Origin of the sequence: Paenibacillus sp. 32352, from assembly GCF_002042965.1 — a bacterium.
Classification (GTDB): domain Bacteria; phylum Bacillota; class Bacilli; order Paenibacillales; family NBRC-103111; genus Paenibacillus_S; species Paenibacillus_S vulneris.
The window spans coordinates 104,172-124,499 of the sequence record NZ_MZNT01000009.1; the positions used below are offsets into that span (position 1 = coordinate 104,172).

6 protein-coding genes are annotated in these 20,328 nt (G+C 50.7%); 5 read left to right on the top strand and 1 reads right to left on the bottom strand.

Features of this window, described 5'->3' with window-relative positions:
• Positions 1 to 15 precede the first annotated feature (15 nt).
• The 3 genes from B1728_RS20960 (at position 16) to B1728_RS20970 (ending at position 17,936) form a co-directional block, all read left to right on the top strand.
• Positions 16 to 7,629, top strand: a complete 7,614-nt coding sequence (locus B1728_RS20960) for an S-layer homology domain-containing protein (protein WP_079912356.1) — start codon at positions 16 to 18, stop codon at positions 7,627 to 7,629.
• A gap of 78 nt (positions 7,630 to 7,707) precedes the next feature.
• Complete coding sequence (locus B1728_RS20965) at positions 7,708 to 17,217, top strand: chitobiase/beta-hexosaminidase C-terminal domain-containing protein (RefSeq protein WP_079912357.1); 9,510 nt, start codon at positions 7,708 to 7,710, stop codon at positions 17,215 to 17,217.
• 29 nt (positions 17,218 to 17,246) lie between these two features.
• A complete protein-coding gene (locus B1728_RS20970; RefSeq protein ID WP_179136119.1) occupies positions 17,247 to 17,936 on the top strand; it encodes a S1 family peptidase in 690 nt (229 codons plus the stop codon).
• Positions 17,937 to 18,048: 112 nt separating this feature from the next.
• On the opposite strand, the gene B1728_RS20975 is transcribed toward B1728_RS20970, so the two are convergent.
• On the bottom strand, positions 18,049 to 18,450 hold the full coding sequence (locus tag B1728_RS20975) for a DoxX family protein (RefSeq protein ID WP_079912359.1): 402 nt from the start codon (positions 18,448 to 18,450) through the stop codon (positions 18,049 to 18,051).
• 322 nt (positions 18,451 to 18,772) lie between these two features.
• On the opposite strand from B1728_RS20975, the gene B1728_RS20980 reads away from it, so the two are divergent.
• Both B1728_RS20980 and B1728_RS20985 read left to right on the top strand, forming a co-directional pair.
• Complete coding sequence (locus tag B1728_RS20980; RefSeq protein ID WP_079912360.1) at positions 18,773 to 19,015, top strand: hypothetical protein; 243 nt, start codon at positions 18,773 to 18,775, stop codon at positions 19,013 to 19,015.
• An 87-nt stretch (positions 19,016 to 19,102) separates the two neighbouring features.
• Entirely contained in the window at positions 19,103 to 20,296 is a 1,194-nt protein-coding gene (locus B1728_RS20985) for an ABC transporter substrate-binding protein (RefSeq protein WP_179136120.1), read from the top strand.
• The last annotated feature ends 32 nt before the right edge of the window (positions 20,297 to 20,328 follow it).

Sequence of the window (20,328 nt, forward strand, 5' to 3'; positions counted from 1 at the left end):
TAGGAGGCAGTTGAATTGAAGCTTCTCAAAAGGACGCTTGTCTTATTATTCGCACTCATTTTCATCATGGGCTCGAATGCCCAGGTTGCGTCCGTTCTTGCGGCTGAGCTTAGTGCTCCCAAAGTGACGGTGCTGCAAAATGACTTCATTAAAATTACAGTCGATAATGGTACCGGACGGTATGGCATAAGAACGGTAGCCGGACAGCCGATTCGCAAAAAGGACGATAACGTCAACATGCTGTTCCGTGGCGATGATCCGGAAACTTCCTTTACGACGTTTCGGATTGATGGAACCGATTATATTTTCGGAAATCCGTACAAGTTTGGGGCTAATTTTTTCTCAGAGGTAACTCCCCCTCGAGTTGTTGAGAACACCGATGGCACCAAACAGATCGAAACGATTTGGCGGATCAAGGGTGTAGAAATCAAACAGATCCTGATGCTCTATAGCGACAGCTCGGATAAGAAAAACGCAGGCAATGTGAACATCCGCTATGAGGTCATCAACCGAAGCGGCGCTCAGGTAGAGCTTGGCTCCCGGATATTGCTGGACACGATGGTAGGAGGGAATGACGGTCCTGAGTTCCAGATTGGAACCGCGTCCAAGGCGCCTCTATTGGTCGAGAGAAAGCTTGTTCACGATCCGGAGAATGACCCGGCGATTACGGAGGAGGACAGACCGTTATATAAATTGCCGCCTTATTGGGTGATGCGGGATAAGCTGGATCCGACGAATCCGCAGGCTACCAACGTCATGGCTTATGGCTTCAATAACTTTGCTGAAAAAAATATTAACATCGTCGATGAAATGATCGTTGGTCATTGGAACGGTCTGGCGAATACCAAATGGGACTATACGCCGAACCCTAATCTTGATTTTACGAGAGATACGAACGATTACGGAACGAAGGATTCGGCCGTTGCTTTCTATTGGAATCCGAAATCACTTGCGAACAATGCGATACAAACGTTTGAAACGGTGTACGGCTTAGGGGAAATTATCGAACCGGATAAAGTATTCTCCATTCGTTATCTCGATACCCCGCAGCAGCTGGCTACTCTAAGCGACAACAGCAATTATGCCAACGAGGGCATATTTGATATGTATGCCGAAGTAGAAAATCTCGCTATGTACAACATGGAGCAGTCCAAAATCGAGGTCGAGCTGACCTTGGATTCCGGACTCAGCTTCGTCAAGCTGGATGAGTCCGGCAACATTATGCGCGACGCGAATGGCAAAGCTCTGACGGAGCCCGTTCGAAACAAGAAGCTGGAGTTTAGAAAAACGGCTACGCCGGAGGAAGCGGAGAAGGGCATTATTCCGAAATACAAGCCGGGTGAGACCGTTACCGCATCCTTTAAAATACAGGCGAAGGGAAGACCTTGGCCGACAACCAAGCAGTATTTGCTGACGGCGAGAAGTCCGGAAACACAGGTCAAGCTCGAAGGGCAGACGGACGAAGGGATTAAAGCCCAATATGAATCGAGTAAGTCCAACTTTATTTTATTGCCGGCTATCGGCAATGCCGTACCAACGTATGCATACGGTCTGTCTCCTAAAGAAGTGTACAGCACCGATGTAAAATACATTACGGCCAATATTTCCAATATCGATGCCTACAATACAGGGAATGAGACCAGTGAGCCGAACTTTGACCTCTTCCTTAAGGAGAAGGTGACAGGCAAGCGTTATAAGGTTCCGGTCAAAAGCTCAGTCATTATCCAACCGACTGATGACGGGTTCTCCGGAGATATGCGCATTACGTATCGTGGCGGAGACTTGGTAGATAACAAGGGAAAAGTGATCCAAGCAGGACTTGGGCCTGAGCTGCCTTTGGGTGAATACCAGGTAGAAATTGATTATAAAGGCGATACCGGGGGCGATCCGGAAATCGCTGCGATGTATGACATCACGACCTCCCAAACCTTTGCCGTAACGGATAACGAGATCAACCGTGTCCGTGAGGCGAAGCTGATGGCCGTGTACAAGCAGAAGGTCGATTTAAGCCATGTGACGCCTTCGTTGAACGGTAAGCTGCTGGAACAGATCAATGAAGCTTTTCCGGGAGAGCCGTTTAAAAAGGGAGAGGATTTGTACAGCGCTGTAACGGTGTACAAGCAAACCAAGGCGTTTTTCGGTACAGCAAGCAAGGCATTGGATCCGGAATTCGATTTGGCGGCGTTCTTGGACGATGAAAAGCTGAAGGAAGTTCCTGCTTACAATTACCAAATGTTTGAGTCGGAAGAGGAAATGGATGAATTTTTCGCGGATGAAGCTCGGGAGAAGCTGGTAGACATCCGCGGGATGATCAAGCAGGCGGGCACCGGTAACGATCGCCAGGTTGTTGTCGATACGAAGACCGAGCCGGCGATTATTAACGGGGCCGTTGCTTATCGGGGTAAGGATATGGTGTTTGCCCGTGGCAAGCTGGATATTTTCGGTGCCAAACAGCGGATGAACGGCTATGACAGCATGCCATTCTTCGACACGCTCTTTGTGAAGGGGGACGGAACGCTTAGTGTAGCGAACAGCGGATTTGTTTTCCATAAAGGAGAATGGACGCTCGATTTCTTCAACGGTTTTGAGAAAACATTAGGTGAAGGGTATACCATTCCGCAAGCGGAATATCCCGAGAAAAAAGGAAATGAAGAGGACGACAGCTTAAACGGCTCCTTAAAATGGGCTTCAGGTGCGCTGGGAGACAAAGCGAATCCGCTGCGTCAGGTAATGATCGAGCTGGTCTACTTCAACAAGCACAGCTTGTTCGCCGTGCCGAACTTTACTTTTTCCGGCTTTGGGTTATCGTTTAACGATTTTATTCTTAGACCCGGCGGCGTCTCCTTCGGAGGAACCATCTCGCTTAAGGTGCTGAACGCTGAAGTTCGCAATGTCCAATTTAACGAGAAAGGCTTTGTCGGGATTGAAGCCGGACTGAAATTTGATTTGAATGAAGAGTTAGGGTTATTCGAACCAAAGAACAAGGATAAGAAAGACGCAAAGGAAGATCCGGAAGGTCCTAAGAAGCCGAGCGGTGAGATCGACATTGTTCACTATGTGCAGCCGGTTGACGGCATTTCCAATACTTACGGATTAAAATTCGATGCCCAATTGAAAAGCATGACGGAAATCGGGGTCGAAATCGCGTTCAAGAAAGTGGATGACGGACGGATTTTGCCGGATGTGCTTGGCTTCAGTGCTTCGCTGAAAAATCCGGGAGTGCTGATTACCGGAGCAACTTATTTGACCGGAATACGCGGAGCGGTCCGTGAGCTGGCAGATACGATTGCCGGGGGAACCAAGGATGATCCGTTCCCGCTTGTCATTGAGGCCGGCGTCAGCTTGCGGTTCGGTATTGCTCCTGCGTACTTCTTTGGCGATATCGATCTGACACTGAAGCGGACGGGAATCGCGCTCCAAGGGAAGCTCGATTATTCTCCAAAAAGTGATCCTGAGGATAAAGAATTAATCAAAATGCTGACCCAAGCGCTGATCGAAGCACAATGGGTAACCCCATGGTTCGTAAGAATGCAGGCCGAGGTCGATATTGGCGGCTGGAATGTCATCGTAGGTAGAGTCGGGGTGTTCGTCGGACAAAATCTGGAGAAGCACCGGACGGACTTTGAAGGCTATATCGGAGCGAAGATACAAATTCCTGAAGAAGTGCCGGTTGTCGGCGGTATGCCGTTATCCAGCGTATTTTTCGGGGTGAACAACGACAAGGTATGGGGAAGCGTAGGCATCCTGTTCATTTCCCTAGGAATTACTTATTACTGGGGCGGCGGGGTTGAATTCGGAACCTCCAGCGATCAGCTTCCTGACGGGTTTACTCATTTGCTGATCGACGATCCGGAACGCGGTCCGCGTCTGCTCGTTATCGGGCAAGGGGTCAAGACAGTCGCAACCTCTTGGGTAGAATCGGAAAAGGAAACTCATGAGATCGTATACCGCGATGTAGATAAGGGTGTTAAAGTGCTGGATAACGGTGCCATGAATATCGGTATCGGCGGCATCAAAGTGAAAAACAGCGGACGTATTCATGAAATTCCGATGAATGACGTATCCGGCAACGCGATCATTGAAGTGGAATATGATAAGGATCTGCCGAACCTGACGTTGAAGGATGCGGCTGGTCAGCCTTACCCGATCATTTTTGATGAGAAAAATACGAATCCGCAAGCGACAGCCTTTACACAGCATATCAAGGCCGACGCCAAGCACGGAGATAAAGCGGATCATTGGAAGGCGTACATCATAGTTCCGCAGGATCGCGTAGCGAATGGCGGTACATGGACCCTTACCTCCGAGGCGGCGGTACAGAGCCGATTGCTGAATGTGCCTACTCTGCCTCAGCTGCAAAACGTCAGCTTGACCAAGGATGCCGGCGACAAGAACAAATTCACGGCAAGCTGGACAGTCGCCAATGCCAAGAAGGAAGATACGGTCAATCTGTATTTGACCAAGGATACGGTAAGTGCTGCTACTACGAAGCTTGCAAACGGGGAAGATGTGCTTGAACCAGGGGATCCGGGCATTCTGATTGCCAAAAATGTTCCGGCTGCCGACGGCCATAAAGTGATTGACGTTACTAAAGTATCCCTGAACGAAAACGGTGGCGAAGAGGATATACAAGATATTACCGGGCTTTTGCAGCAGGGCAATTATTATTTGCGTGCCGAGCTCAAATCCGAATCCACCTTCGGTACCAAAACCTCGGCAGAGCAATTCGAGATCATCGATCGTCTAGCTCCGCAGGCCGTTAGTGACGTAACGATAGAGCCGGCAGGGGACGGGTATTTCAGTCTATCCTTCAAACCGGCTGCAAAGAAGGACGAGTTGAACAATTTCGAACACAGCTATGTTATTAATGCCATGCAGGAGCAGGGAGGCAAGCTGAAGCCTTACAACAATTTCGGTGAGCTCATGTTCACGGAAAAAGAGCTTGCAAACCATTGGAATCCTGCAACAGGCAAATACGAAGGCATTATGCTCGGCGGCTGGACCCCTACCACGACATCGGAAGCCAAGACGGATCCGAAGAGCCTGGACGCCAAGCCCGTAGATCCGGCTGAAGTGAAGTATGTCGGATTGCAGGTTGGCCAGGAGTATACGATAGGCGTGTCGTCTGTCGTCAAGCCTTCCAAGGAGCTGGATAAAAATGAAAACTACCATTATGCGAACCGGGTAGATAGCGCCAATACGCTGCTTCCGGTGCCTGTGAAGCCGGAGCTTCAACCAAGCAAGGAGCTGCTGCAGAAGCCTCAGCCGAAAATCGATTGGCTGACCAACAATGTGAAACAGCAAAGTATCGAGCTGTTCTCGAATCAGCCGGATGTTGCCGTAGAGGCCTTCTACGACAACCAATCGATTGGCCAGGTTCATCTCGACAATGATGGCAGCGGAAGCCACGGTGTGCTTGAGCTGAAGCAGCCGCTTACGACGGATGGAACTTATGCTATTGAGCTGCTCACCACAAATACGAAAACCAAAGACAGCAAGGTGAAGATGCTGTATCTGACCGTGGATACCCTTGCTCCTGTATTGTATCTGGACAAGCCGTTAACAGGTGCCAGAACGAAGGACGGCAAGATTGTATTCTCTGGCAGAAGCTCGAATGATGCCGTTCTGAAGGTGAGCGGAAACGGGAAAGAAACCGTTCTGAAAGTGCAGGACGACGGCCAATTCTCCGGTGAGGTGGCTGTAGAATCCAACGGTCCGACGGCTGAGCTTACCGTCAAGGCGGTCGATGGAGCCGGCAACGAGAATACGGCTGTTGTATCGGTGACGAATGATCGTTATGAAGTTCCGGCAGGGCTCGTCATTCATCAAGTGCCGGTCATGAAGCGCGGAGACAGCCAGAAGCTGGAAGCCTTCCTGCGTGTGTCCGATGGCAAGGACGCTCAAGGCAAGCCGAAGTTCAAAGAGGTAGCCGTTCCAGGGCATGTCAGCTATTCGGTCCTGTCAGGCGACGCGGTCGATCTGAAAGACGATGGAACGATCACAGCGCAATCGAGAGGAGCAAGTTTGGTTCAGGCAAGCTATGAGGTCGCAGAAGGGGTTACCTTGCAGGCTATGGCTGCGGCTGCGGTAGAGGTTCCAGCACCGACAGAGCTGGGAACCATCATGGCGGCCACCTCGGCTTTGAGCAACGATAGCAGCAGAACGAAAGTAACGGTAACCGATGCTGGTGAAATGCTCGGCTATCAGCTGGCGTACAAGGTGTTTGCCAGAACAAGCGCAGTGCTTCCGAAGCTGAATCAGGATATCAGCAGCTGGAGTATCCTGCCTGCAAACGGAATCATAAATGCAGAAGCCGGAAATGACGTTGTCATTGCCAAAAGAACCTCCACGGGCAAGCTGGCCGTAGCTTCAACAGGCAGACTGTCCGCCAATGTATGGCAGTCCAAAGGAGGCGGCGGTGCCGGAGGTGGCGGTGGTTTCGGAGGAATTCCAACGCCAACGGAAACCTCGGAAATTACCATTAATCAGCAGCGCATGAATGCCGAGAAGCAGGATAATGTTTTGGTTGCCGACATTACGGCGGCAAATGTGGATACTGCAGGCAGCGGAGACATCGTGATCACCTCTTTGGATAATACCGTGAGGGGCTATACGTTCCGGGTAGATCCGGCGGTGGTACAGCATGCGGTAAGCAAGCAGCGGAATCTTGTCATCGATGTTCCTTTGGCGCGGTTGACCTTAACGCCTAACCAATTGCAGGATCTGAAAGGAAACCTGGAGGTCCATATATTCCAGAACGAAAGCTACGAGCTGGGAGAACTGGGCAGCATAGCGGACAGTCTGGATTCGACCTTACTGGGAGCAGGACAAGGCGTTTCCATTAAGACGAATATTCCGGCGTCCAATTGGAGCAACTACGTACCGCTTCGCGTACCGGTACCGGGTTCCATCGACTCGAGCCACCTTACAGCGGTTATGCTGAAAAATCCGGAGGGAGCTTGGACACCGCTGCCTTGGAAGCTGAATCATAGCGGCAATGGGTCTTATGTCGATGTGCAATTGACCGGGAACGGAAATATCGCCTTTATCCGAAACGAAAAAACATTCTCTGATGTAGAGGACGGCTACTGGGGCAAGGACAGCATCAGCCATGCGGCTGCGAAGCTGTTCGTATTGGGGAAAGACAAGGACCAGTTTGATCCGGAAAGCCATATTACCCGGGCTGAATATCCGACGATCCTGCTGCGTGCAGCGGGGATGATGAATAAGAACGGTCAAGCTTCGTTCACGGATGTAAATTCGGGAGACTGGTATGAACGCAGCGTGTCGGTAGCTGCTCAAATGGGCATCGTGAACGGCTTTGCCGACGGCACCTTCGCGCCACAGGCAACGTTGACAAGAATCGAAGCGATGACCATGGCGGGTAGATTGCTTAAAGCGCTTGGGTTAGCCGACGAGATCTCCAAGGAGGAGGCCGATCAGCTGCTCAGCACCTTCTCAGACGCGGCAAGCGTCCCTGAGTGGGCAAGAATACCGGCAGCCATCTGCATCAAGAATGGCATTATTGAGGGAGACAACAGCAGAGTGAATCCGCAGGACGAGCTGACAAGGGCGCAAGCGGCCGCCATTGCGGTAAGGCTTGATTCATGGATCACAAGCAATCCATAAACGAAAGCTACCGGCTTAAGTCAAAATGACTTTCGCCGGTAGCTCTTCGGATTTTTACCTAACTAAGGCGGTGTAAAGATGGCATTGAAGCAAAAATCCATCTATGCGATTGGATTTGCTATAGTAGTTTTAGCGTTAATAGCTGGCTTTATGACATTCCGTGCCAATGCAGGCGCGAGCCATTGGACGGATGGCAGTAACGCGGATACGAGCTGGTTTGACAACGCAACAGAATACAGAACCTATACGATTGATACGCCGGCTAAGCTGGCAGGCGTTGCCAAGCTCGTTAACGATGGGACCAACCGGAATGGGGTAGCTGTCAACGGGTTCAGCGGGAGAATTTTGGAGATCAGCCAGGATCTGGACCTGTCCGGACTCCAATGGGTGCCTATCGGAACGGATGCCAGACCCTTCAAGGGTACGCTGATTGCCGCAGGCGGAGTGACTAAAGAAATTAGGGGCATGACCGTAAGCGACAATACCATGTACGGTGGCTTCATTGGGTACATGGACGGAGCTACCGTAGGCGGCTTTAAGTTTACGGGAACCGGCAGTATTACCATGACCTCAGTGACTCAAGATGTCTATGTGGGTGCAGCCGTCGGTAAGATGGTGAACAGCAGCATTTTGTACGACATCACTAATGATATGCCCATTACAGTCGATTCGAAGACCCGCGACACTTACGTGGGAGGAATCGTCGGTCAAGGGGGAGGGACGTTATCCAACTTGAAAAATAATGGTGCAGTAACTGCTCTCGGTGGCAACGTTTATGCCGGTGGGGTTACAGGCAGCGTGTACGGAAATATGGTTAAAACGTGGAATACAGGCGCGCTGAACGCGACAAGCAAGACCAGTCAGGATGTGTACGCCGGGGGAATAATCGGACAATCGCCGATCTCCATTGTGATGGATACGGACAATACGATCATCTCGAACTCCGGTACGGTTACCGTATCCGGCGGTTTGAAAAATTATGCCGGCGGTATCGTGGGCAAGGCTAACGGGCTGGCGAAGTTTTCTGCCAATACTTCCAACAGCGGCTCCGTCAACATTAACGCTTCTTCTGCAGGCGGATCCTACGCAGGCGGATTGGCGGGAGCATTGGGCACCGCGAGTACAGATATTGTGTTTAACAATACGGGCGTTGTAACTAACAACGGCGGAAGCAACGTGTACACAGGGGGGGCTGCCGGTTATATCGAAGGTGCTCTTTCCTGGGAAAAAAGCTATGTGAATAGCGTTAACGTGACGGCATCCGGTAAAGATCATCTGTATACCGGCGGATTGATCGGTTATGCAACAGGGGATTTCAGCTTTAAAGGAAATGCCAAAAATACCGGAGCGATCCGCGTAACAGGCGGAGCTCTAGCGGATAAACCGGATGAAGCCTATACCGGCGGATTGATCGGTTATGCTGAGAATCGGGTTTTATTCGAAAGTACAGCCCCATCGGCTTATGAAAACAGCGGAACGATTACGGTAAGCGGCGGAACCGGCGTTTATACCGGAGGTGTTATTTCCAACCGGGCCTATGCGAGAACAGGGAATACGATCAGCAATGTCACGAGTAAGGGAGACATTAAGGTTGATGGTAAGACAAAGCTCTATACGGGAGGATACATTGGTCTTCTTCCGGCAGATAGCCCGGATAAAACGGTAGCAAACGTAACGTTTGCCAATGATATTACCGTCACGGCTGCATCATCCGCTCCCGAAAGTACAGTTAGTACGGGCGGTATCGTCGGCTATATGGCAGGCGGCAGTGCAAGCATCAGCAATGCTTCCTTTAGCAGAACCCCTGCGGCTGTAGTTAACGGAGTTCAAACCTACAAGGGTGGTACGATTGTATCCACAGGCGGCGGCGCTAGCACGTATACCGGCGGTATTGCCGGATATGTGGATGGAGGTACGTTTTCCAACGTCAATGCAGGAAACACGAAGGAGAGCCAAGCAGCGATCACTTCCGACGGCTTCATCGGGGGTGTAGCGGGCTACTTGAAAGGTACTGTCGATACAGCAGCCATCAAGTATTTGACAGCAATTGTTCAAACGGCAGACGGCTTTGCCGGGGGAATTGCCGGTACCGCGCAAGGAGCCATTAGCGGCAAAGTGGTCGTTGGGGATGCTGACGCATCCGGCAGCGATAGTGTGAAGCTTGCTGCTGCCAACGGCATCGACCGATTGACAGCGGGGGGGATCATTGGCCGCAATGAAGGACCTCTCACTATTTCGGGTGCAGACACTTTAGTAACCCGGATCGCCCTGCTGAATGAAGCGGGAAGAACCGGCTACAGCTTGGGTGCCATGGCGGGTATGCTGACGCCTGAAGCACAAATTGGAGCGGCAGGGGCTTCCGCAAAGGTTAAGCAAGTCGACATTCAAATCAATGCGGATCAAAGTAATGCAGGTGGAGCCATCGGTTTAAACCGAGCGCCGCAAACTTTTGTTTCTATTGAGGGACTATCCGTTCAAGTATCGGGCTCCGAGAATAAGGTGGGTGGTGCTGCCGGTGTTCAGGACACGGTAATAGGGAATGGGACCGACAGCAGCTTGGTCATTGAGGGCAAAGATATCACTATCACCTCCCAAGGCAATGCGCTTAAGCTCGGCGGACTATTTGGGGAAAACGACAAGACCACGCCTAAGAGTTCGGCCTCTAATGTTCATATGACAGCAGCAGGTTCTGCGAACCAAATCGGGGGTATTGCCGGTAAAAACCTCGGCGCGATTGCCAATGTGCAGGCCCAGAAGCATCATCTTGAGAATAGTGGTGAAGCAGGAGAAATCGGCGGTATCGTTGGACGATCCGAAGCACCGGACGGAAGTACATCGCCAGCAAGCATTAACAGCGTCTCGGTGCAAGCAGGAGAAGAAGTGCTGATCCAATCATCGGGAGCCAACAACGTTCTTGGCGGTATTACCGGATATGCCAAAAATACAGAAATCAAGGATTTCTCGGTAGATGCGGAGCTTCCTGATTACGCTACATTATCTGTCGCGGGCATCAATGCCAAGGCCGGAGGTATCGCAGGTCGCATCGAAAACAGCAAGATCATTGGTGACGAAGTCAAAATCAATGCAAACAATCTGTTTATCATCAGCACGGCTGCTGCTGAGTCACCCCATATTGGCGGTATCGCGGGATATAGCAGCCAAACCCGAATGGAAAAACTCGCATCGGGCTCCGTTAATTTGGTTGTAAATGGACCTGGTTCGGTAGTCGGCGGTATGGTCGGCTATAATCTAGGGACGGAAACGACCTCTATTCTTATCAATAATAATACGTCTGCACTCAGCTTGAAGGTGACACCGACTGCGGTTTCCTCCACAGTAGGCGGTATCGTTGGGATCAACGACCGGCGTGCGGGAGACCCGACTGCCGATCCGGGCAAAGCGGTTAGTACCCTTCAGAACAGCCGGGCCGTGGGTACCTTATTGGTAAATGCAGAAGGTTCACTAATCGGCGGTATGGTCGGTGAGAACCGGAGCCTGATTGCCAATAACAGCATTTCCGATAAAATTTCCGTTACTTCCGAAGGGAATTCAAGTATTGTCGGCGGTTTAGCCGGACGGAATACGGAAACGGGAACCTTATATTACACTTACTCTAACGCGAACATGACGATCGAAGGCGAGAACACGCTTGCCGGCGGCTTGGTGGGCGAGAACCTGGGTCAAGTGCTGTCCTCTTATGTGGACATTGCTATCACAGGTAATGCCCATGGTACGGAAGGCAGTCCTGTCTATTTGGGAGGACTGATAGGCCGTAACAGCGGAACTATGGACAAATCCTACTCGGTTTCCACGGTTACGGCAAAAGGCAGCTACTCCATAGTTGGAGGCTTGGTGGGCGATCATGTCGCGGGTAGCATGACGAATGCCTATGCGGCCAAAGAGGTTATTGCGAGTGCCGACCACTCTTATGCCGGAGGTCTTCTCGGCAGAATTACGAACGGTACCGTAACGACCGCCTATTCCGCAGGTAAAGTAACAGCAGTGGATGGCTCGTATGCGGGCGGCTTTGCCGGACGCTATGACAATACCAATAAAGAATTGCTGTACAAGGCTTATTATGTGAAGGATATAGACAACGACATTAATGGGGATTTGCCGGATTTTGCAGACGGCAGCTTCCTCTGGCTGAATGCTCATGCACGTTTGAGCACGATCTTGTCTGCAACGTTGAAGGACAGAAGCTACTTCCCTGGATTGTCCGGCTGGGATTTCAACTCGACCTGGAGATATGGTTCGGTGGATGCCGAGTATAAATATCCGGAGCTAATCCGTATTGCCAATGGCGGAGGAGAGACGGGCGGCGGCGGTGACGTCAATGCCAATATCAACTGGTATGTTCGTGATCCAGGAGCGATTACCTTCACGCTGAAAAGCGAGGCAGAGCTTGCCGGACTCGCGGCTATAGTGAACGGCACGATCCCTGGCGTTCCGAAATTCTCTTTTGAAGGCAGAACGATTAAAGTTATGAACCCGATCCACATTCAATCCAAACAGTGGATTCCGATCGGTCTTAATGAGGACAGTGCGTTTCAAGGTAGCTTTAACGGAAATAACCAATTGATTGACGGTCTGACGTTAACGTCGACAACCGCTTATTCCGGACTATTCGGAGTGATCGGGCAGAAGGCTAAAGTGGAAAGCATCAAGCTGGAACCTTTGTCCATAGCCGGGCAGCAATATACAGGCGTGCTTGCCGGATTCAATAAAGGCGCCGTATCGGGTATAGACATTAAGCTGGTAGGCGGGGCCAAGATTAGCGGCGGTACGGTTGGCAGCCTATTGGGAAAAAACACCGGTACGATTAACAAGGTGGACATTAAAATGGAAGGCGGAAGCCGGATCGAGGGCACTGGTCCCAATGCCGTTGCGGGAGGACTTATTGGCGACAATGCGTTTGCCATGAATCCAGGCCTGTTTACATTCCAATCGACAGACGGAAGTATCGGAAGCTCGGCAAATCAGGCTACCATCGGCGGGCTGATAGGTAAACAAGCCGGGGATATCACCGGAATCAACATGAATATTGCGGCTAATTACCGAATTTCAGCTGCGGGTCCAAGCAGCATTGTGGGAGGACTGATCGGGCAGCAGGTTTCAGGCAAGCTCGAGAACATTAGTCTTGCCTTTACAGACGGTACCTTACAAGCACTTGGAGCGGGATCGACTCTGGGAGGAGTCGTTGGACAATCCGGCGCGGATAATCCGATGAATCATGTGACGATTGCTGCTGCCAACGCCGGCCAGCATATGCTGGGGAATGGCATTGTCGGCGGTATCGTAGGTGTGAAGGAAGGAAAAGGCAGCAATTCCTTTGATATGGATCAAGTAAAAGCGGATGGTTTGACACTGTCCAGCTCGGAAGCAAGTGAGCAAGCCATCGTCGGCGGTATTGCAGGAAAGCTTGTCAACTCCGCTGTGCGTCAGGCATCAGTAACCGGTTCGCTCCAAGCTGCCGGTGATCGGGTGACCGTCGGCGGCGCCGCAGGGCAAGCCGAACAATCCATTCTTTATATGGTTGATGTGAAGTCGGACATCGAGTCAGCTTCCAAGACAGGTGAAACCTTCGTTGGCGGCGTTGTTGGACTTCTATCGTCGAACGATAGTAACAAAAGCTTTGATTTTGGCAAGCTTGCTCCAATGTATCATGGTGTTTATAATGCATCGGTGTCATCCAAAACCGTGAAAGCCGTAAGTGCCGATAACGGAGCGGATCTATATGTCGGCGGAATTGCCGGCAGCAATAAAACGTCTTCCATATATCATTCTTTATCTGGTGCAGGGATTACCGTCAACGGAGGGAAAACCTCTATCGTCGGCGGGATCGCAGGCTTCAGCAGCGGCATTATAGTAAACACAACGGCTCATAGCAGCATTGCTGCAGATGCCAGCCGCGTCTACCATGTCGGTGGATTCGTGGGTCTTGCGGCAGGAGGAGAAATTCATTATTCGAACGCTGCAGCTGTTGCGGGAGAGAAAATTACCGTTGGCAGTGCCGTTACGAAATCAGGCATGATACCAGCCGCACATGTCGGCGGCTTTGCAGGAATGGCGGACAACACGTTGTTCGCGGATTCTTTTGCCAATATTCCTGTGCAGGTCGTATGCGACAATCAGGATAATACCATTTATGCAGGCGGCTTTGCAGGCCTATTGGGCGACGCAGATCCAGCAGGCGCAGGGGCCATTCACCGGGCTTATGCCAAAGGCAGCGTCGATGTCCAAGGCATAACGGGTGCTTATGCAGGCGGTTTTGCAGGTTCGGCGGACCGCTATGAAATTAGTGATGCTTATGCCACAGGAAATGTTGTAAACACAGGCTTCGATACGAGAACCGGAGGCTTTGCGGGTGTCATCGAACGGTATGCAGCCGTGAAGAACGCCTATGCGGCGCAGGACCATGTGACGACTAACGGGGTTAACCATGCCACCCGATCGTATACTGGAGGCTTTGCAGGGTATAACGATGGCGTAGTTCAACAGGCTTTTGCCGGCAGTACAGACATTAAGATGAATGTAACGGGCGCCAATGCGTTCAGCGGTGCACTCATCGGCTATAACTTTAGAGACGGCAAGGTATCCTCCTCCTCCTATCTCGGCTCCATGGCTCCGGTCGGCCGCAGCTTGGGTTCCGTAGAAGCTTATAAAGCGGAGGGAGACCAATCGGGCTCTTACGGCTTCGGAAATTGGAATTTTGAAGCGGATGCTTCCTACCTGAGCTTGTACGATGCCGGGGAAGTTGTGATTCAGAGCGCAAAACAGCTTCATGGCGTAGTAGCGCTGTACAATGATTCAAATCTTAGCTTTTACCGGTTGTTTAACCGGACAGCCGATATCAAGCCGAGCTTGAACAAGCTTTCGCTCGGTGCAGATATTTCGATGGAAGGTACTTCGTGGACTCCTTTTGCCGTGTTTAACGGGGAATTCGATGGTAAGGGCAAGTCGATCAAAGGACTCCAAGGTACGGCTGAAGGCGCGTCTGCTTATGGATTTGTCGCAGAAAACAACGGTAAAATAAGCAACATCTTCTTTAGCGACGCTAACCTCACTGGTGGAACAAATACAGGTATCGCAGCAGGAATCAATCACGCGGGAGCGGTCCTGAGCGGAATTACAGTAGGCGGGTCGGTGAAGGGTACGGAGTATACCGGAGGAGCAGCGGGACTTAACCAAGGTGAGATTACGAATGTAACGATTCAGACCTTGAGCGTAACCGGTACAGATTACACAGGCGGCGCAGCAGGAAAAAATGAGAACTCGATTTCGAAAGTAAATGCTGGTGATTTGTCCGTAAAAGGCTCTCTGAATACGGGTGGAATTGCAGGTGAGAACCAAGGCGGGCTTACGAATATCAGCATTCAAGCTGCAAAAGTGAATGGTACTGACTTGACCGGCGGCGCGGCAGGGACCAATGGAGGAACCTTGTCGGAAGTCAGCATTACATCTCTGACACTCGACGGAGCTAATAACACGGGCGGCGTATCCGGCAAGAACACTGGTACCATCAGCAAAGTGTCTGTCGACGGCATCATTAACGCTGCAGGCAGTGTTATGGGCGGTATTGCAGGTACGAATGACGGTAAAATCAGCAAAGCTTATGCAAGAGGAACACTCCGTACCCTCCAGGAAGGCCAGACTGTGATGGCAGGCGGAATTGCGGGAGAGAATGGAAAAGCCGGAGAGATCAGTGAGTCGTTCTCCTTTGCAGATCTTTCGATTACATCGGACCAAGCGACAGCCGGAGGTATTGCAGGGCTGAATCGCGGAGCGATCGCTAACACGTACAATTCAGGCCGTATCCAAGCTATGGGCACAACGAAAGCATGGGCTGGGGGTATCGCCGGTTACGCAGCGGAAGGTGCGATAAGCGATTCGATGAATTATGGCGAAGCTTCTGCAGCCGTAAACGGTAAAATGGTACCTGGCTCCGCGTATTTCGGCGGTATAGCGGGTCAGAGGAGCGATGGGGCCGTAATCAAAAATACCGCCTTTAACAAGCAAATGCTCAAAACGAGCACAGCTTATTATACGGCGGCGGGAAAACGGTCCGAAGGAGCGGCAGGAGAAGCCGTTGGCCTGCTTGCCAAGGATATGGTCAAAGGAACGCTGCCGATTAGTCTGGATGCAGCCGTATGGAAGGCGGCTCCAGGATTTTATCCTCAGCTCGCTGCGTTCAATGGAACCGCGGCATCTAAGCTGAGCACTGCAGCTTTGGTTCTGAACGATAAAGATACCCTATCCAGCATCAAATCCGAATTTGAGCTGACTCGTGATAATGAAGTGGTGTGGACGGCAGATCCGAAGGCTATTGCGCTTAACCTCACTTCAGGTTCAGCAAAAGGCTCCATGATTACATCAGGCAGTGCTGAATTGACAGCTGCTATCCATGGTGACACAAGAGTATGGACCGTTAATGTGCCTGCTGCTGCATTTGCAGAAACGGCTCTGAAGCCGAAAGTGGTCTCGGGAAATACGACTTTCACGAGCCAAGTATCCGTTAAGCTGGCTACCGATGAAGCTAACGGGGTCATTTATTACACCTTGGACGGCAGTCAACCGGACAAATGGTCCATGATCTACACAGATCCAATCGTATTGACCAAGACGACAACGATCAAGGCCATCACCATCGCAGAGGAAAAGGAAAGCAGCGAAGTGCTGTCGGGAGCCTGGACGAAGTTAGAGCCGGATAAACCCAGGGGCGGCGGAGGAGGCGGTGTTTGGTTTCCTCCTACGGTAACTGAGCCGGCGGTTACAGCGTATATTGGCTCCAAAGCGGTTAAGGCGGATGACAATGCATCCGTGACCGTTGCAAGAAACAGCAAATTGACGCTATCGGCGCCAGACGGTCAAATCATTTATTATACGACCGACGGAAGCACTCCAACCAAGAACAGCCTGCGCTATACAGGAGAGCTGATTCTTACCCGGAGTATGACGATCAAGATGATTACGGATCAAAACGATCAAGTAGTCACGATCCACTATGAGGTGGAAAATGCGAAGTTCGATTTAAAGAGCGATGCTGGACAAATGAAGTACATTTCCGGCTATGAGAACAACGAGTTCAGACCGGAAAAATCGCTCAGCCGATACGAAATTACGGACATGCTTGCTCCTTTGCTGAACAAGGAGGATGTAAGTGTCGGTAATCTGCTGAAAGACGTCGACGGCAGCAAGGAAAATCAAATCGCATTCTTTACATCCGCAGGCATCATTGACGGGTACCCGGACAATACGTATGGCGGTGATAAAGGCCTCACAAGAGCCGAATTTGTCGTCATCATGTCCAGAGTGCTGAAGCTCCAAATTAGCGATGCGGGAGAGGCTGCCTTATCCGACGTATCCGGCCATTGGGCTGAGAAATATATCAATTCCTTTACAAAAGCAGGCTACGTTGACGGCTTCCCAGACGGCACCTTCAAACCTGACAGCGAGATTACAAGAGCTCAGGCCGTTGTCCTGATCAACCGTATCATTGGCAAGGAGAAGCAGGATTTGCCTCAGAAATTCAGCGATCTTCCGTCATCTCACTGGGCTTATCAAGATATTATGGCAGCTATGAAATAAGCTTCAGAATTAGAAAGGCGGCAATGCAGATGAGAAAAAAATTATTGGCTGCAGGGTTAGGCATATTCCTCTTGCTGCTGAGCGGTGTCGTTTTTTTTGCCAAAGCGAATGCAGATGAGGCCGCTGTATATAATGCCGAGGATATTTATGAACGGTCGGAAAGTGCCGTGTTCTACATCCGGGCTTTGAACGGCGACGGGGCGTTAAAAGCCACCGGAACCGGGGTGGTGGTTTCACCCGATGGTGTGGCGGCGACGGCGTGCCACGTGCTTGCCGAAGCGGCACAGCTGGAAGGAGTGTTTACCAGTGGACGTACGGTCTCACCTATCGAGGTGCTGAGCTGCGACGAGCAGACGGATGCGGCGCTGCTGAAGCTGCCTGCTCTCCATGAGGGCCAACTGGGGATTACCGAATATCCTGCGCTCCCATTTAGAGAAACGGCAGTAAAGCATGGAGAAAAAGTATTTGCCATCGGTTATCCGCTGAAAGATACTCCGATCATAACCGAGGGCATTGTGAACTCTCCGAATGCAGAGATCAACGGGCGGGGCCGTATTTTGACTTCGGCCCAGATCGTAAGCGGCATGTCGGGCGGACCGATCATAGACAAGAACGGGCGGTTAGCCGGGATTATTTCCGGCTCGCTGAAGACGATGAATAATATTCATCTAGTCATCCCGATGAATGATGTGCGAAGTTTGATGCCATCGCCGCAATAAGATGAATCTGCAAAAGAGCTGTTCGATTGACGCAAAAACCGGTACGCCAAATGGTGTACCGGTTTTTTTACATTATAGTGTGATCTGTTCTCAGTAGATACTTGAATTCATTTTATAGAGAAGGCTTTGCTGGCAGCTCTGAATGCCTCGCCGATCTTGCCCTTTTGTGATGGAAAACATAGGAACCGGCAATCAAAATGTATCCGATTATAAAGAGCAACCATCCGCTGGGCGGGTCGCCAACCGATATGCTGGAATACATGGCTCCGGATAAATCAATAACAAACCCGGCGTAAGCCCATTCCTTTAGCCGTGGAAAACCGGGCGTCAGCAGGGCTATAACCCCTAATAGTTTTGCAGTTCCAATGAAAGGCAGGAGGTAGGCTGGGTAACCTAGATGCTGGAACAGGGCAACTGCGTCGGGTACGGACATAATGTCCGGTATAGAACCGAAAACCATGATGGCTGAGAGCAGCCCGGTAAAAATCCAATAAAAGATAGCTGTTTTTTTCATACGTTTTTCTTCCTCTCCAGTTTTGTTTTGTTTCTGGCACAAACAACTTTGTTAAACTGTTTTCTCTCGCTGGCAAGGGGCATTACACAAGAGTTCTGCAATGTGCGGCCGATTAGGCACTGCAAAAACGTTATTGTCGAGTTCATGTTTATAATATAACCGATAAGGAATATTCCTGTAAAGGAATATTTTAAAATATTTTTCGATTTTAGAATGAGGCGGCAAATAAAGCAAGAACATATCTTAAGACCCGTTGGATTATTATGGTAAAATGGTGGAGATTGTGGTTAGCGGTATTTTTATTGAAGAAGGAGAGAGCGAGATGTACAAATTTTATCAGGGCATAGGTGTCCTATTCATAATACTAGCTGGCTTGTTCTACACCGTAGAACGGTTTGGTTCTTGGATTGCCATTGGCTTATCATCCGGAGGGCTGGCTGTCCATTCAGGGAATGGCTCCTTCAGCTCGCCTCAAGTAGATTTTACGGATAACCCGTTTGTCGTCATTTTCTTGATATTGGGTATTGTTATGTTTTTGTATGGTATAAAACAGAAATCTCCCTGAGCGGACTAAACAGTCGGACACGATATGTCAGGGCACTCCCTTTATACTGAGGGTGTAAGTCAAACCAATCAAGGAGGGAATATCCCAATGCAAATTCGTATCGCAACACACGACGAGCATCGAATGGCCGTCATTCAAGAAGCGGTGAAGCAGTTTCGTAAGGAGCATCCGGATGTCAGTGTTGTTCTGGAGATGCTTCCGGATAAGACGTGGATGAGGGAGAAGCTGATGGAGATGCTTCGTAACGGCAACGGTCCCGATATTGTGGAATGGGAAGACGCAAACATAGGGCAATGTTTGGAAGGAGGCTTGCTGTCCGATTTGTCTGAGTTCATTGAACGAGACCAAGTCGATCTTGATGATTATTATCCGTGCATCCGCAATGCAATAACAGACCAGGGCAGGGTGGGGGCGCTGCCGGTGATGACGGAAACGATTGGTGTTTTCTACAATAAGGAGCATTTTGACGAAGCGGGTCTGCCTTATCCGCAGGAGGGATGGACATGGGACGAATTTACGGCCACCGCGGCACAGCTGACACGGACTGATGAGCAAGGAAATATTGTGCGTCACGGCGTGTTCACCAGCTTCGGCTATATGTTCTACATCGAGCCGGTTGTCTGGAACAACGGAGGGGCATTCCTGTCCGAGGATGGCAGGACATTGGACGGCTATTTAAACCATCCGGCCACAATAGAAGCCTTCGAACAGTATTTGAGTCTGATCGATAAAGGAATTTCTCCAAGATTGGGCGTGGGGCGCGAATCCTGGATAGATTGCTTCATTCACGGCAAAATGTCCATGTATATGGATGCGAACTGGGCAATCAAACCGATGTCGCAAGTGCAAAAAGACAAATTCGGCGTCGTCGGCTTTCCGTCGAACAAGATACAGCCGAAAGCCAATGTTTTTCAAGTCTATGGCTATGGAATTTCGCCGCAATGTACCAATAAGGAGCTGGCATGGTCGTTTCTTCGCAAGCTTGCTTTACCGGGTAGCGGGGTCGATAAGCTATGGGCGGTTATTAATCTGGCCGTATCCAAAACGACGGCGATCCAAAGCGGGCAGGCGGCAGATCCATTATATATCCCATTCCTGGAGGAGCTGAAATATGGCCGAAAGAGCGCCTATCAATGGCTGAACATGATTCCGACTTTCCATCACAATAAAACATTCGATACGATGCGACATGCATCCGATGTGAAGCGGGTACTGCAGGAAACGGTCGATAGAACGCCGGTCTTACAGCCCCTTGACCCTCACTCGCTTCCAGGATGGTAGCCGGATAAACAAGACCGCAAATGGAGTTGATG